14 protein-coding genes are annotated in these 16,197 nt (G+C 43.4%); 5 read left to right on the top strand and 9 right to left on the bottom strand.

The features are described 5' to 3' along the window. Window positions 1-119: 119 nt before the first annotated feature. Entirely contained in the window at window positions 120-878 is a 759-nt protein-coding gene (locus F6J90_RS23685; protein WP_293099048.1) for a DUF475 domain-containing protein, read from the top strand. 111 nt (window positions 879-989) lie between these two features. On the opposite strand, the gene ndk is transcribed toward F6J90_RS23685, so the two are convergent. From ndk to F6J90_RS23640, 9 genes are all read right to left on the bottom strand, one after another. Beyond that, complete coding sequence (ndk, locus tag F6J90_RS23680) at window positions 990-1,439, bottom strand: nucleoside-diphosphate kinase (protein WP_293099046.1); 450 nt, start codon at window positions 1,437-1,439, stop codon at window positions 990-992. A gap of 77 nt (window positions 1,440-1,516) precedes the next feature. After that, the gene (locus tag F6J90_RS23675) at window positions 1,517-2,557 is read right to left on the bottom strand and encodes a D-alanine--D-alanine ligase family protein (RefSeq protein WP_293099043.1); all 1,041 of its coding nucleotides are present in this window, start codon (window positions 2,555-2,557) and stop codon (window positions 1,517-1,519) included. Between the two features lie 12 nt (window positions 2,558-2,569). Beyond that, window positions 2,570-3,292 carry a hypothetical protein gene (locus F6J90_RS23670; RefSeq protein WP_293099040.1) on the bottom strand — a complete coding sequence of 241 codons (723 nt, stop codon included), beginning with the start codon at window positions 3,290-3,292 and terminating at the stop codon, window positions 2,570-2,572. 42 nt (window positions 3,293-3,334) lie between these two features. Continuing rightward, the gene (locus tag F6J90_RS23665) at window positions 3,335-4,387 is read right to left on the bottom strand and encodes a ParM/StbA family protein (RefSeq protein WP_293099037.1); all 1,053 of its coding nucleotides are present in this window, start codon (window positions 4,385-4,387) and stop codon (window positions 3,335-3,337) included. A 265-nt stretch (window positions 4,388-4,652) separates the two neighbouring features. After that, the gene (locus tag F6J90_RS23660) at window positions 4,653-7,307 is read right to left on the bottom strand and encodes a CHAT domain-containing protein (RefSeq protein WP_293099035.1); all 2,655 of its coding nucleotides are present in this window, start codon (window positions 7,305-7,307) and stop codon (window positions 4,653-4,655) included. Then, the gene (locus tag F6J90_RS23655; protein WP_293099032.1) at window positions 7,304-7,465 is read right to left on the bottom strand and encodes a hypothetical protein; all 162 of its coding nucleotides are present in this window, start codon (window positions 7,463-7,465) and stop codon (window positions 7,304-7,306) included. The genes F6J90_RS23660 and F6J90_RS23655 overlap by 4 nt, the downstream gene beginning before the upstream one ends. A 431-nt stretch (window positions 7,466-7,896) precedes the next feature. Then, window positions 7,897-8,097, bottom strand: coding sequence for a hypothetical protein (locus tag F6J90_RS23650; protein WP_293099029.1), 201 nt, complete (start codon window positions 8,095-8,097; stop codon window positions 7,897-7,899). A gap of 202 nt (window positions 8,098-8,299) precedes the next feature. After that, window positions 8,300-8,689: a type II toxin-antitoxin system VapC family toxin gene (locus F6J90_RS23645; RefSeq protein WP_293099026.1), complete on the bottom strand. Its 390-nt coding sequence runs from the start codon at window positions 8,687-8,689 to the stop codon at window positions 8,300-8,302. Then, on the bottom strand, window positions 8,686-8,916 hold the full coding sequence (locus F6J90_RS23640; RefSeq protein WP_293099023.1) for a DUF2281 domain-containing protein: 231 nt from the start codon (window positions 8,914-8,916) through the stop codon (window positions 8,686-8,688). Before F6J90_RS23640 ends, F6J90_RS23645 begins: the two co-directional genes overlap by 4 nt. Before the next feature lie 274 nt (window positions 8,917-9,190). Here F6J90_RS23640 and F6J90_RS23635 point away from each other — a divergent pair, with 274 nt between their 5' ends. The 4 genes from F6J90_RS23635 to F6J90_RS23620 all read left to right on the top strand — a co-directional run bounded on the left by F6J90_RS23635 (window position 9,191) and on the right by F6J90_RS23620 (window position 16,016). Beyond that, window positions 9,191-9,316, top strand: a complete 126-nt coding sequence (locus F6J90_RS23635) for a hypothetical protein (RefSeq protein WP_293099020.1) — start codon at window positions 9,191-9,193, stop codon at window positions 9,314-9,316. Next, the gene (locus F6J90_RS23630; RefSeq protein ID WP_293099017.1) at window positions 9,309-9,728 is read left to right on the top strand and encodes a DUF4351 domain-containing protein; all 420 of its coding nucleotides are present in this window, start codon (window positions 9,309-9,311) and stop codon (window positions 9,726-9,728) included. The genes F6J90_RS23635 and F6J90_RS23630 overlap by 8 nt, the downstream gene beginning before the upstream one ends. 478 nt (window positions 9,729-10,206) lie before the next feature. Beyond that, entirely contained in the window at window positions 10,207-13,209 is a 3,003-nt protein-coding gene (locus tag F6J90_RS23625) for a CHAT domain-containing tetratricopeptide repeat protein (RefSeq protein ID WP_293099015.1), read from the top strand. Between the two features lie 173 nt (window positions 13,210-13,382). After that, window positions 13,383-16,016 (top strand): filamentous hemagglutinin N-terminal domain-containing protein, encoded by a 2,634-nt coding sequence (locus F6J90_RS23620; protein ID WP_293099012.1) that lies wholly within the window; start codon window positions 13,383-13,385, stop codon window positions 16,014-16,016. Window positions 16,017-16,197 lie beyond the last annotated feature (181 nt).

Below are 16,197 nucleotides of genomic sequence, written 5' to 3'. Positions count from 1 at the left end.
CACTCAAATTCTGATTAAATGTTAAGATTAATTAAGTTAGATATCACAGTTTTAGCAATTTAGGCGATTACATATATTACATATACTAAGTTAACCCTTTAAGACCTTAATAATTTTTAATGCTAGACCAAATTCTTAACTCATCGTTTAATGTTGGGCTTGAGGCTCCTGTGGTTTTGTTGATTCTGGTGGCACTAGAAGCTGTACTGTCTGCTGATAATGCGATCGCATTAGCTGCGATCTCCCAAGGCTTAGAAACCAAAGAACTTCAACGCCATGCTCTTAACTTGGGCTTAGCAGTTGCCTATGTCCTACGAATCAGTTTGATTCTCACAGCCACTTGGGTAGTGCAGTTTTGGCAGTTTGAGTTATTGGGAGCTGCCTATCTGCTGTGGTTGGTCTTTGAGTATTTCACCTCTGATCAAGATGAAGAAGATCACCATCATGGCCCGAAGTTTACTTCTCTATGGCAGGCAATTCCCCTAATTGCTGTAACGGATTTAGCTTTTTCCTTGGATAGTGTCACGACAGCGATCGCAATTTCTGACCAGACCTGGCTGGTTATTGCTGGTGGCACCATTGGGGTAATTACCCTGCGCTTCATGGCGGGCTTATTTATTCGTTGGTTGAAAGAGTATGTCTATCTGGAGGATGCTGGCTACATCACCGTGGGTTTTGTGGGATTGCGCCTGTTGGTCAGAGCGATTAAACCGGAATTAGTGCCACCGGAATGGTTAATGATTGCTGCTATTGCCCTAGTGTTCATGTGGGGATTTTCTGAAAAGTCTAAGACCCCAAACCTGGAGTCAATTCCTGTAGAGAACGAAGCGCAACCGGCTTTGAGGAAAGACCAAAGGGCAAAAGAAGCTAGCCGCTAACTGCTTTTGACAAGAGTCGGTAAAAATTCCGCCATCTCCCAATCAATTATACCAACGCTCACCAAACATGGGTAGAGCGTTGGACTTCCGGTCTAAAGGTGAATGTGAATCTTACTCGTAAAGCCAAGGGGTTATGGTTGGTTCCCAGCTAACGAGCTCTTCTTCCTTAAACCAAAGACTAATCTCCTGCTGCGCTGTCTCAATGGCATCTGAGCCATGGATAAGATTGCGACCTGTGTCTAACCCATAATCGCCCCGAATGGTTCCTGGTTCAGCCTCCAGAGGTTTGGTAGCACCAATAATCTTTCTTGCGGAAGCCACTACTCCATTTCCTTCCCAGACCATTGCTACTACAGGGCCAGAGATGATGAATTCGATTAGTTTGGGAAAGAAAGGTCTCTCTTTGTGAACAGCGTAATGCTGTTCGGCAAGTTCACGGCTGACGCTCATCAGCTTCAGCCCAACTAGGGTAAAACCTTTTGTCTCAAAACGCTGGATGATTTGACCAACAAGATTCCGTTGTACACCATCCGGCTTAACCATCAGAAATGTCCGTTCCAAGTTTCTCTCCTCAAATTGTTTAACTCAGGTCAATCTTTGAGATAGCCTTTCCCATGATATTCCCTAAGGAGTAAGATTCAAGCCCGATCTATTGCTAGTTGAATTAACTGATCCACTAATTCTGGAAACGAAACACCTGTAGCTGCCCACAGTTGGGGATACATACTGGTTGCTGTAAAACCTGGTAAGGTGTTAATCTCGTTGATGAAGATTTCCCTAGTGGCTTCGACATAAAAGAAGTCTACCCGTCCTAAACCAGCCCCATCAACGGCAGTAAAAGCCTGGATTGCCATTTCCTGAATCTGGGTAGTCACGTCACTGGGCAAGGGAGCGGGGATTAACAAGTCCGCTTGACCCTGAGTGTATTTGGTTTCGTAGTCATAGAAATCACTCTCATAGGTAATTTCACCAACTACTGAGGCTTTGGGATGATCGTTCCCTAGTACAGCACACTCTACTTCTCGCCCTACTACTCCTTCTTCTACAATCAACCTGCGGTCATAACTAGCAGCATGATCTAAGGCGGCTTCTAATTCAGAACGCGATCGCACTTTGGCAATCCCGACCGATGAGCCTAAATTAGCTGGTTTGACAAAGTAGGGATAGTTTAAGGTTTCCTCAATTTGGTCACAGAGTTTGGTAAATACACAGGGATCAGACCAAACTTGCGTCCGCAAAACTTCCATGTATTTGACTTGGGGTAATCCGGCCTGAGCAAATACTGTCTTCATTACCAGCTTGTCCATGCCTACAGCAGAACCCAAAACACCACTACCCACAAAGGGAACTGCCATCAGGGTTAGTAATCCCTGAACTGTGCCATCTTCCCCATTCGGCCCATGGAGGATGGGAAACCACACATCTACCTCACTGACAAGGGCAGGAAATTGCCAGACATTACCGCTAGGAGCAGATTCCAGGGGGGTTCCCGAGTCTAAAACCTGTGCGATAGTTTCTCCAACTGTCCAGATGCCATTTTTTTGAATGTACACTGGCAGCAATTCGTACTTAGAGGCATTTTCGTCGGCACCCAGAGCGTTTGCGATCGCTCTTGCAGAACTAATGGAAACTTCGTGTTCTCCTGAGACACCACCAAACAGCAGTCCAACTCGTTTCATAACTACAGTTAACTAAAAATCTTCTAATAAAGAACCCAAGCGACTTAGTAACGGATCAGATTGATCAGCCTCTTTTTCGAATCCTGCTTGAGCCGTCCGATCTGAATCTCTAGTAGCTTTTTCTGTGGATGCCTGTTCTCTTACCCCAGACAAATCCGTCGTACTAAAATTCGACAGCACCGTTTCTACACCAGCAACTTGCTGTTTTAAGTGTTCGAGTTGTTGATGAGAACGGTCATCCACTTGCTTCACCTGTTCGATTAAGGCCGTCAATTGATCATCGAGTTGATCAGAAGATTCTTCAGTAGATAGAACCTGCTCTAATTTCCCAAGCTGCTGTTGTAACTGCGTCAATTGTTCAGTTGTATTAGAGTCTATTTCCTCAAGCCGTTGAGTCAGATCACTTAGCTGATTATTCAGTTGGCTAGGACTCTGAACCGATAACGCCTGTACCACTTCAGTTAATTGCTGCTGCAGTTGGGTTAGCTTATCTTCAAGATTTCCAACACCTGTTGTTTCCTCGGTTGTTTCCTCGGTTGCTTCCTGGGAGGATGCCTTTTCCTGAGAGGATTCTGGTCTTAACAGAAACTCTTGGAGAGCTTGCTTGCAGAACATGCTAAAGCTAGGATACTGACCCTTAGCTAGTTCTTTTTCCACTGCCTTTAGTAGGGATTGATCCTCTCGGTTAGTGGTAAATGCTACTGTTTTATTTACTTTTTTTGCGATCGCTGCCATGGGAATTATGCCTATAATGCTAGCGGATAATTACAATACAATTTATCGAGATGCTGACTGCTTTTGCACCTCTCCATAAATGTATTGTCCCAAAGCATTGGCTTTTCGAGAGGGTTGAGCTAAGTAACCCTTCAGTCTAGCTTCTTTGAAGATAAGTTGAAGATCATTCCAGAAGAATTGTCCACCACCACCAGTCACCACTACGTCTGTGGTGCGTTCTGGTAGCCAAGCGAGCAAGCGATCTGACAGTTCACGGGCAAAACTTTTGCGCAAACTCGGTATAATTTCGTCGAGGTCTGTGGGCTGAGCAGCACCTTTAGGACGATAGAAGCGCTCTCCCTCTGGACGATTAACCGCTTTGATTAATAGCAACGATTGACTGTCAGCTCCCTGAATTTGCGCAGCTAATTGATCATAGAACTCATTCATGGCAAACGCTTCACTCTGAGATGCTCCTCTAGCAAATCGGAACGAATCTGCCATGATAAAGTCAGTGGTTTGGTGGCCAATATCCACAACGGCGACGGAACGGTCGTGTAATCCGCCATCCGATGGATCGTTCTCTTGAACTTCAACCCAGATCAAGCTACCATAGCCCTCTGGTATCACCCAAACTTTCTTAATCGTAATCGAGACTTGTTCCCCTCTGTAGTACATGACATGAGGGGAAGCCAGGATACCAATTAATTCCTCTTTTTCACGCTCAAACTGCTCTTGGGAATGGTAGGGCAATCCCATGATAATTGCCAAGTCACCTTGAAGCTCGAAATGTCCTATGCAGGCAAAGACTTTTATCAAGGCATCTTCTACTTTCGATTGACCAACACCCAAGTTAGCTCCGAAGTCAGCGGCTAGTTGTCCAATGGCGTATCCTTTGCCTTGATACTCCAGCCAAATATCTAATAGAGGGTCACCCTGTCGAGTTTCAAACCCACCCCGACGCACTTGCTCAACGGTGAGATGGGCAACGTTGGCAGGAATGAGCACTACACCATCGGGGTAACGGCTGATACAAGCTTTAGTAGAGGTGCGACCTAAGTCAATACTGAGAATAGGAACTTTGTTCACGAGGGTAGCAAGCTGTTTAGCAGTCATTGGTTAGTATATAGGAGTTTGTCTAACTCAACTCACAAAAAATCGTCCGATGTTTGGAAGCCCCGTCTAGGCAAGAGCGGGGTGCGCACAATGATCAGGCTTTTTGGATACGCTCTGCCACCAAGGGCCAAAAATCCTTAGACTAGGTGTGCAGGAGACGCAGGTTGACTCAAGTTGGTTGGACACTATGGCATCTAGCTATTTCATATAATATCCATATAATAGTAGTAGAATACTGATTCATAGACCTCTTAGAGACCTAAGATTACAACCAATTGCCAATTACTAGATAAGGTGCCCAATAGGCGGGGCGAGCATATTGTCCTCCTGCTTCAAGTAAAGCGATTTGAGCAGCACGAAGCGCTTGGGCTTTGTTTAAGTTTAATTGTCGCAAACCCTGGTAGAATTGGGCAGCAATTTGGGCAGTAGTTTGATCATTAATGAACCAAAGCGATGCTAAGGCACTTCTGGCTCCTGCTTGAACAGCTACACCTGCTAAACCTAATGCTGCTCGGTCATCACCAGTGGCGGTTCGACAGGCAGTGAGGGAGATTAACTCCACTGGCTCAGTAGTACTAGCTACGCTGCGAATTACCCGATCTAATTCATCAATGGTGAGTTGATCATTTTCCCCGATGACTATAAAAGTATCCTCCGGTTCAGTGCCGAACTCACCGTGAGTAGCTATGTGAATAATCGGGTAAACCGTTGCACCTAATTCTTCTTGTAAGCGATCGCGGGTAAATTCCTCATCCAGTAGCTGTTTGCTATCTGGTATGGTTTGTGTCACTGCCTTAACTTCTGTGGATACATTGCTCAAGGCTTCAAATTCACGACCATCGACAATAGCTTCTTTGGTTAAGCCCAACACCAGTGCTCGCCAACTCCGAGGGGTTAATGGTTTAGGCTCAGTCAGGGTGAGGGTGGGAGTGGTTGCGATCGCATAGCGTTCAATTAAAAATTTTTCGCCGTCGTGGAGGGCTGCCATTGGCACAGTGCGTAGGATGCCATCATTGATGAAGACCAGGGTTTCTATTTGAGCTTGTTCTAATTGATTGGCAAAAGGACGAATTAACCCATTGTAAATTTTTTGTGCTTGTTGGGAATTGTAAGGCTCAAAAAAGCTTTCTAGTTCTTTACGAAATTTATTAATGTCTTCTCTTAGACTTTCGCGATTACTATCAATCCACGACCATTGCTTTTCACCATTCGGCAGACTTAAAATTACTGCAGTTCGGTCTTTCAGGATAATGGTGCTAATCACTGCTGTTCTAGTACTGACTAGGTCAACTCTGGCTGGATTCACTGCTGGTAACACACAGTCGTTACCAAAATAATCTTGTAATTCTGCTAGTTTGAGAGCATCAAAGGTTTTCAGGACAATGTTAATATTCTGAGTACGCACATCGGGTGAAGCTGATTTTAGTAAGGTTTGATCTCCCTCTAACCTCAATTCCACTAACTGTCGGTAAATTGGGTTAACGGTGTCAATAAAATCAAATTGGACATCTCGACTGGCAGTTAGGATATCGCTACGGATTGTTTCGAGAGTAGCGATCGCTTTTTCATAGGCTCCAATTGCCTCATCTACTTTCCCCTGCTCCTTAAAAATCCGTGCTGTTTGCCACTCCCACAAGTACAGACTATCCTGTGCCAGCAAGTTTTGCTCAGCTGCTAATCGAGCCTGTTGGCTTAACTCTAGGGCTTTCGTATACTGGTCACGACACTCATAGATATGACCCAGTTCCCCTAGGGCAAAGGATTGGGAGCGGTGGTCATTAATCCGTTGCGCTATTGAAACGGCTTGAGCGAGGAGTGCAGTAGCCTGGGGTTCTAGTTTGGGCTGATAGCATCGCATCCAGGGACTGGTTTCATGAGCCGGAGCAATCGGTTGCAACAGGTTAGCTAACTCAATGGCAGCATAAACCTTATCCTGGGAATCTGGTAGACTTTCCAAGAGGGAGTAGGCTTTTTGCCATTCTTTTTGCCATTCTCTAACACTAGCGCTAGATTTATCGAGGCGATAGTACAGGGGAATCTCATTAAGCCTTGCCCGCATTTGACCGGATTGGTCGTTTTGAATAATAGCTAGGTCGAGGCTTTTCTGAAAATACTTTAGTGCTTCGCTATCGTTATTTTTAGCTTTTGCTTCGAGTTCCGAAGCCTTTTCTTTGTAGCCGATTTTTTCAGCAGAATTTGCCCGACGATAGCTGAGCTGAGCTTTGCTACTGTAGGCATTGCCTATACTATTCAGGGCTGAGGATTGATAGGCAAGGTGGTCAATGTCTTGGGCAATTGTTAAGCTCTCTTCGAGATAGTTAATCGCTATATCGTACTTGCCCCTGAGGCGATAAGCATCCCCTAAACTCCCCAGAGCCGCAGCAACTCCAAGTTGGTCTTGATGGGTGTGAGCCAGTTCTAAAGCACTTTCTGGCACACAGGGGTGATCGTGATTAATGGTACCACATAATAATGCGATCGCTTTTTGATTTTGCCCCAATTTACTATAAGCTTGAGCCTGTTCGGTAAGCATCCGCCCTACCTGTTGTAAATCCCCCAGTTGCTGATAATTAGTGATGACTTTTTCCCAGTAGTTAATGGCTTGGTCGATTTGACCAATTTGCTGATAAGCTCTGGCTAGGTTTTCTAGAACAATAGTTTGGTTAGGGCGGTTGTTGGTTTGTTGATAAGTAGTTAGGGCAGTTTGCCAATACTCTATAGCGCTAGTAAAATCTCCCAGTTGGTAGTGTTCCACCCCTTGTTGGACAAGTTGGCTAGCATCAGGGGATTGAGCTGTGGCTGGGTTTCCCACTTGCGGTTGCCAGGTGGTAGAAGAAAGATGACCGAGCCACAGGCTAATGGTGAGGCTGGAGAGGAAAAGAAGTCCTAGAACGATACGGACACTGGATTGGCGGATCATGGGAGAATTCCAGTTGCAGATTTAAATGATAGCAAAGGGAGTAGGGAATAGGGAGTAGGGAATAGGGAGTAGGGAGTAGGGAGTAGGGAGTAGGGAGTAGGGAGTAGGGAGTAGGTAAGAGGTAAAAGGTAAGAGGAAAATAATCCTGTGTACCTCATATAGGAATCCTAAATCATTTGTAAAATCACTGCACTTCTTAAAAACTAGCTCCAACTCCTATATCATCTGCCTTATGCCTTCTGCATTAAAGCAGCCGATTTATTTCACGAATCAGATCGGATTGCTATAGCTTACAAAAAAAAGGTTCTTCAGTACCTGAATTGCTAAATTTCCAGTTAAAAAAATCCTAAAGCTTACTCGACAAGAGTTCTGAGGCTATTTAATGAACAAAAATTTCTAAATACTGCCTTTTTCCACTGCTCCCTACTCCCTGCTCCCTACTCCCTTCACCAAAGTGTTAATTTAGCATAACAAGTACGGAAGAGCAAAAAAAAATAGCCGTAGAAATACTATCCACGGCTATTTCAATCACATATGTCAGAAATTTCCTTGGCCAAGGGGGGTTTCCCCCCCCCAGAAATTTAAGGTGTTATGGCAATAACCAATACTTGGTCATAGTAGTAATTACTTCTCCTGGAATATCGGTTGGTTCTAGAGGAGTCCACTCCGCGATTTCTGCATACCCTAGGGCATAAAGCATCTGCATACTATTGATTACTGATTCACGAGGACCTTTGAGAGTGTGCTGAGTCGGTTGTTTCTTGAAATTGCGAGTAAATTGTTCTGACATTGTGAAAAAATCCAACTTGGTTTACAATGATTATTGTAATGATTATATTTTTAAATGTCAAGGGTTTTTTAAAGTTTTTTTGGGAAGTTTTGGGGCGAATAAAAAAAGCGATTATCCTACAGTTAATCGCTTATAAGCTCTTTAAAAATGTAATCATATGGCCTTTGGTAAATGGCTGAATGGTTACAGGTTTATCAGTCAGTCAACTAACCCATAACCTTTGAATTAGATAAGCATCAAATTTATTATCCCGACTAATCAAAACCAGAGATTTATTCATGGCTTGAGCAATCAACATTCTATCAAATGGATCACGATGATGTAGGGGTAGATTAGAAATTTGCAGGGTGTCGATAAATTCAATAGGTAGTAAACTAATATCTGATGATTGAAGTTCAGATTCAATGGTTTGATAGCTTCGTTGCAGTGATAACTTACCAAGATTCAATTTAATCGCAATTTCCCAGAGACTAGCAATACTCAGATAAACGCTATCGGCTGCATCAATCATGTCTCTTAGTTTATTAGGCAAATTTGGGTCATTTTCAGATAACCAAATAAATGCATGAGTGTCTAACAGGAAAGAGCTCATTCCATATATTCCTTAAAATCGTCTAAGGGTTCATCAAAATCATCAGGTAATGGTAGCACAAAGGTTCCTTTTAAGATACCTGAACGACGTTTCTTAGTAGTATGCTGCTCTGGGGAAACATCTTGGGAGTAGTTTTCCATCAGATACTTGGCATAATGGAGCAGTTCTTGTTTTAGGGTTTCTGGCATTTTCTCCACTGTTTGTAAAATTTCTGTTTCAATAGTCATGGTTTTTACTAGTTTATGTAAAATAATTATGATACATTGATACAAAATAGTATAGCATTTTCAATTAAATATTGGTAATATAACAGGCTGGAATAAAAACTCTAAAAGTCCCACCAGTTAGCTATCCAATGGCCGGGTAAACCGTACTTATATCCACGGTAAAATTGGGGCATTTAGCAGGCTTGAATAAAAGCAGATGAACGCGCATTAATTCCTTAATTTAGCAACTCATAATATTTTTATCCTATTACCTATTATAGCGTTTATCTTAGCTATGAGGTACACATTATTTTTTACCTATTACCTGCTCCCTGCTCCCTGCTCCCTGCTCCCTGCTCCCTGCTCCCTACTCCCTGTTCCCTGTTCCCTGTTCCCTGTTCCCTTTGGTATATATGATTGAAGATAGACAACAGCAGCGTAACCTATCTGCTTGCGTGCAACTGTTGGCTGGAGTGAAATTTGATGAGCAGTTAATTCAAGCTTATTTTCGGGAGGATATGATGCAAGAGTCAGTAGTTTATCAACGAATTATTCGCCAAGGATTAGAACAAGGATTAGAACAAGGGTTAGAACAGGGATTAGAACAAGGATTAGAACGGGGATTAGAACAGGGATTAGAACAAGGAAAGCGCAATGAGCTTAATTTAATTAAGCGTCAAATTAGCCGTCGCCTAGGTGAAATCAATCCCCAATTAAAAAATCAAATTGAGGAATTATCCTTTGACCAGTTGGAGGATTTAGGAGAAGCGTTGTTAGATTTTGAAACCGAAGTGGATTTGACCAATTGGTTGAACCAGTTAACGGATAAGTAACATCCGGTTAGGTGTCGCATTCAGCTATCAGCGTGTCGCGTATCAGCTGTCAGCAATCAGCTATCAGCTATTAGCGTGTCGCGTATCAGTTATCAGCTATCAGCTATCAACTATCAGCGTGTCGCGTATCAACTATCAGCTATCAGCTATCAGCTTTTAAATAAAACAAGTAAGCATTCGTTTAATCTTTGTTACGTCAGCTGAATGCTGAAGGCTGACGGCTGACGGCTGACGGCTGACGGCTGACGGCTGACGGCTGAATGCTTACGGTTAACCATTCACATAGAAATGTTCCCTATTTTCTAAAAACTTCACCCAATTGAAAAATGCTATAAATAAAAAATTTATCAAAATCTGCCTCTTACCTTTCCCTAAGGGATAGCAGCAGACAGTGTTGGCAATGGCGGAAGATTGGTAAATCCAGGGTGCTTTAAATAAGTCTATTTTTTGAATAACTATTGTAGAGCAGTGGATGGCAATGGCTGACAATACATCTGATGGCCAAGTTGACTTTCTCTTAGAGGTGCTACAAGCAACCGCAGAAAGTGAGGGTGACGCGCAGGTAGTTTACCCATTACTGAAATCAAATACAGACAAACTTAATCAGAAGTTAGCAGAAAAATTGCGGGCTTTGGGAACAACTATCCTAGCGGAAGCGGAAGCAAATGAAGCAAAATACGTAACAGCAGTTATTTGGTTTTTCAGCACTCTAATTCAGGAATTCCCCTTGGGTGATAAAGCCAGCAATATAGAAATTGCCATCACTGGCTATGAAGTCGTATTAACTGTTTTCACCCGTGAAGCATTTCCCCAACATTGGGCAATGACACAAAATCATCTCGGTATTGCTTACTTTGACCGAATCAAAGGTGAGAAAGCACAGAATATTGAACAGGCCATTGCTTGTTACAAACAGGCTGTTATAGTTTATACTTTTGAGGCATTTCCTATTGATTGGACAATGACACAAAATAATCTCGGAAATGCTTACTCTGACCGAATAAAAGGGGAGAAAGCACAGAATATAGAAGAAGCCATCGCTTGTTACAAAGAAGCTCTTACAGTCAGAACCTTTGAGGAATTTCCGGAACAATGGGCAATGACACAAAATAATCTCGGTAGTGCTTACGTTTACCGAATCAAAGGGGATAAAACACAGAACATAGAAGAAGCCATCGCTTGTTTCCAACAGGCTCTTAGAGTCAGAACCTTTGAGGCATTTACCGAAAAATGGGCAACAACACAAAATAATCTCGGAAATGCTTACGTTTACCGAATCAAAGGGGATAAAACACAGAATAGTGAAGATGCCATCGCTTGTTTTAAACAGGCTCTTAGAGTTTATACCTTTGAGGCATTTTATATTGATTGGGCAATGACACAAAATAATCTTGGTATTGCTTACTTTGACCGAATTAAAGGGGATAAAATCCAGAATAGTGAAGATGCCATCGCTTGTTTTAAACAGGCTCTTAGAGTTTATACTTTTGAGGCATTTCCAGAAAAATGGGCAATGATAAAAAATAATCTCGGTAGTGCTTACGGTAACCGAATCAAAGGTCAGAAAGCACAGAATAGTGAAAATGCCATCGCTTGTTTCCAACAGGCTCTTAGAGTCAGAACCTTTGAGGCATTTCCTATTGATTGGGCAACGACACAAAATAATCTCGGTAATGCTTACCGTAACCGAATCAAAGGTGAGAAAGCACAGAATAGTGAAAATGCCATCGCTTGTTACCAACAAGCTCTTAGAGTTTATACCTTTGAGGCATTTCCGCAAAGCCATGCAGAAACTTTATTCAACCTAGGGCTGACTTACCGAAAGAGTAACCTATTCACCTCCGCTTACACCAAATTTAAATTTGCCATTGACACCGTAGAATCTTTGCGGGAAGAAATCGTTTCTGGTGATGAAAGCAAACGCAAGCAAGCGGAATACTTTAACCAAGTTTATGGTCAGATAGTAGAAACTTGCCTAGACTTAAATAATATCACCGAAGCCATTCAATATGTTGAACGGAGCAAAACCCGGAATTTAGTTGAAAAGATTCTCAGTCGTGACCTGAAAACCATCTTTCCCCCAGATGTTTTTACTAAACTAGAACAATACAGGGATGAAATAGCGGCAGGTCAGAACCAAATCCAACAGGGCAAGGCTGACAATCCAACTGCCTTGGCACAACATCTCCAACAGTTGCGACAGGAGCGCAATGATTTACAAGACCACTATTTACCTATCGGGTCTAGCTTTAACCTTGAGCAATTTCAGAACAATTTAGATGACCAAACTGCCATTGTAGAATTTTACATTACATGGGATAAGCTGCTCACTTTCATCTTCACCCGCCAAACTCAAAAGCCCATAGTTTGGAAATATGAGCCCCAAGACTTGAAAAAATTGGTAACTTGGAAAAATGAATATTTAAAAGCTTATAAAACCGAAAAAGCTGATTGGCAAAACGAGCTGAGTAACCGTCTAGATGAGCTAGCTGATATTATATCCATTGATAACATAATTCAGCAAATTCCCGAAAAGTGCAATAGATTAATTTTAATCCCCCATCAGTATTTACATTTGTTGCCGCTTCATGCTTTACCTATCAACAGTCAACAGGGAGAAGGTAACTCTAAAATTCTGATGGATCGGTTTCCAGCAGGGGTAAGTTACGCCCCTAGCTGTCAACTACTCCAACTTACTCAAACCAGACAACGCCCAGAAGAGTTTACCCACCTGTTTGCGGTTCAAAACCCCAGTGCTGATTTAGTTTACACTCCTATCGAAGTAGACGTGATTAAAGGCTACTTCAATCCACCACCAGATACAGAAATTCTTGTGGAAAACGCTGCTACCAAAGCCGCTATAGATAGCAAAGCTCTCAACAGTTACCACTGTTTACATTTTAGCTGTCACGGTTACTTTAATTACCAAGAACCACGGAAATCGGCTCTAATTCTGGCAAAAGCCAAAAAATCCCCAGCTGCTGAACCCAATCCAGAGCGCTATTTACGGATAAGTGAAGAGGAAATCTTTGACCTAGAGAAATGTCTGACTATCGATGACGTCTTTGACCTACAATTAGAACAATGTCGCCTGGTCACCCTTTCCGCTTGTGAAACGGGATTAATTGATTACACTAACATTAGCGATGAATACATTGGGTTACCCAGTGGTTTCCTAGTTGCCGGAAGTCCAGCAGTAGTTAGTAGCTTGTGGATGGTAAACGATTTATCCACAGCGTTGTTGATGATTAAATTTTATCAGAATCTGGGAGAGCAGATACCTTTAGCAGTTGCCCTTAACCAAGCGCAATTCTGGCTGCGGGATAGCACCCAGTCTCAGTTGCTAGCCTGGAGTAGGCAGTTACCCCTAGACAACTATTTGATGAAAAAGATTGAACAAGCACTGGATTGGTTTAACCCCCATGAGCAACCCTTCCAAAACCCCTACCACTGGGCAGCATTCTGTGTAATTGGAGCATAATTAGGCAATTAAGTTTTACAAACAAAAGTAACAGAAACGAAGATTGGTAACCGGTTTGATAGATAATAATTAAAGCCATAAAATTATTACTTACTTGTTAAGGAATCGGTGCTGTGATCAAGCAAACTACGCGGAGTCGGTGCTCGCAATTGGGATTGGTAAGTACAGTAGCAATGGCAAGTTCATTAACACTGTCGCACTTTATTCCATCAACTAGCAATCAAGCCCATGCTCAGAGCAATATCGTACCAGATGATACCTTGGGAGCTAATGGTTCAGTGGTAATTCCTGACGCTTCTGTAAACGGATTACCAGCAGAATTGATTGAAGGAGGAGTTCAACGGGGAGTCAACCTATTCCACAGTTTTCAAGAATTCAATGTGGGAGAAGGGTTGCGGGTTTATTTGCGATTACCAGCTGGCATTGAGAATATCCTGTCGCGGGTGACCGGAATAAATCCCAGCGATATTCAAGGAACCTTGGGAGTAGATGGCGCAGCTAACCTGTTTTTGCTCAATCCCAATGGAATCATATTTGGGTCGAACGCCAGTTTAGATGTAGAGGGTTCCTTTGTCGGAAGTACAGCGAATGCGTACGCATGGGGAGAGGATGGGTATTTTAGTGCTACTGAACCGGAAAGTAGCCGTTTACTAACGATTAATCCCGGAGCATTGTTTTTTAATCAGGTCGGCTCGGTGTCAGGGAATATTATCAATACTGGCACTTTGGCAGTGGGGAAAGATTTAACCCTTTCCGGATTGAATCTAGATTTACAGGGTCGGCTATCAGCTGGAGGGAATTTGACCCTATCGGCCATGGAAACCCTGAAGGGGCGCGATAGTATAGCGCTACCTTTTGTGGCAGCAGCTGGGGGAAAACTATTGCTAATGGGTAACCAAACCATAAATATATTGGCTTTGACTCATCCGGATAGTGGGTTGTTTTCACTAGGGGATATGGTGTTGCGTTCCGGTAACCCAATTGAAGGAGATGCCCACTATTGGAGTGGAGGAAATTTTTCGATTGAGGAAATAGATGGAACTTTAGGGAATTTGTCAAGTCCCCATGACCCGATTATTCGTTCAGCGGGGGATGTCAGTTTTAACAGTTATGAAGGTGCGTCCCTACACATTTTCGCGGGTGGTTCGGTAACGGTTGAGAAGGTGGAGATTACAGGCTCTGATCCCGCAGATAAGATTCAGGAAACCGTCACCTTATCCAATGGCACTGAAATATCAATAGATGGTAGTACTCGCCCGACCCTAGATATTAGGGCTGGCACCACAGCTATCAACCCGATCGGCATTACTGGCAATCCCACCCTTAATCAACGGCCTAATCAACCGTTGTTTTCTGAGCCTCCGACAACGGCAAATATTAAGATTGGCGAGGTAATGATCGCTCAGCCCAATGGTCAAGTTTTCCTCACCAACCAATACCAACCCAATTCCGCTGTGACTGGTTCGATTGAGGTCACCACAATTAATACCAGTAGTGAAGTCGGAAATGCCGGGGATGTGATTATTGACTCGGGTGAGGATATCATGCTCAAGGGTACTAGTACTGATGATCAGGGCGTGATTTTCGCTGATACTTCTGGTCCTGGGCAGGGGGGTCAAATCAAGCTGGTGGCAAACCAGGAGATTTTGTTAAGCGATCGCTTTTTCGTCACCAGTGATACTACCAGTGATTCTTCTGGTTCAGGTAATGGGGGTGAAATTACCATTGAGGCTGAGTCGGTTACTGTCACAGATCGAGCAGTGGTTGGCACCCGTACCTTTGGACAAGGAAATGCGGGTTCGGTAAGGATTAAGACAAAACGGTTACTGGTTGAAGATGGAGGACTGGTTAGCGCCAATACCTTTGGAAAAGGAAATGCAGGTAATGTCACCATCAATGCCAAAGAATCGGTGCAAGTCATTGGTATTGGTATCTCTGGCGAGGATACGTTTCCCAGCCTGATCAGTACCCAAGCTAATTCAAACTCAACCGGAGATGGGGGTGACTTGATGATTAATACACAAAGTTTACTGGTTAAGGATGGAGCACAGGTGAGCGCCACTACCTTTGCAGAAGGAGATGCAGGTAATGTGACCATCAATGCCTCGGAATCGGTGCAAGTCATTGATGAATCCCCCGATGGTAAGTTTGGCAGCGGTATATTTGCCCAAGCTAATCCAGACTCAACCGGAGATGCAGGTTCCTTGAATATTAATACACAAAGTTTACTGCTTAAGGATGGAGCACAGGTTAACGCCGTTACCTTTGGAGAAGGAGATGGAGGTAATGTGACCATCAATGCCTCGGAACCGGTGCAAGTCCGTGGTAAATCCCCCGATGGTAGTTTTCCCAGCGGTATATTTGTCGAAGCTTTCGAAGACTCAACCGGAAATGCAGGTTCCTTGAATATTAATACACAACTGTTACTGGTTTTCGATGGAGGACGGATTGGCACCACTATCGACGCCAGCCTGATCGAAAACAGCCTGACCTTCTTACCAGACAATCAGATTGACACCACTACTTTGCTCTCCAATAGCTGCATTTTTCGTAGTCGGGAGCAACCAGGTAGCTTCATCATTACTGGCAGCGGTGGAAAACCCACTGCTCCGGGAAGTGGTACCATTTCACCCTTTGCCACTGGCACAGTGCGCACCATACCCAGTGATGGTAGCTCTAGCCCGAGCACCCAACCAGATCGCCCTTGGCAAATCGGTGATCCGATTGTAGAACCTCAACAGGTATATAGACTGGCAGATGGACGGCTAGTTTTGAGTCGGGAGTGTGTAGAAGAATTCCTGCACTAACTAATGAGATCATACTCTTCGCGAATCACCTCAAAGCTTGGGTTTTTATAGATTACTGGTTATGCCGAAGTTCCCTATTACCGTTGACAATCCATCAATGTTTAATACCTCAAATTAAAATCCTATCTATTGCACTTTTCGGCAATAATTATCTCAGAATTCGGCAATTAACTTTGCCGAT

It is taken from the genome of Moorena sp. SIOASIH, from assembly GCF_010671925.1.
In the GTDB taxonomy this organism is placed as follows: Bacteria; Cyanobacteriota; Cyanobacteriia; order Cyanobacteriales; family Coleofasciculaceae; genus Moorena.
This window is presented reverse-complemented; position numbering and strand designations above follow the sequence as displayed.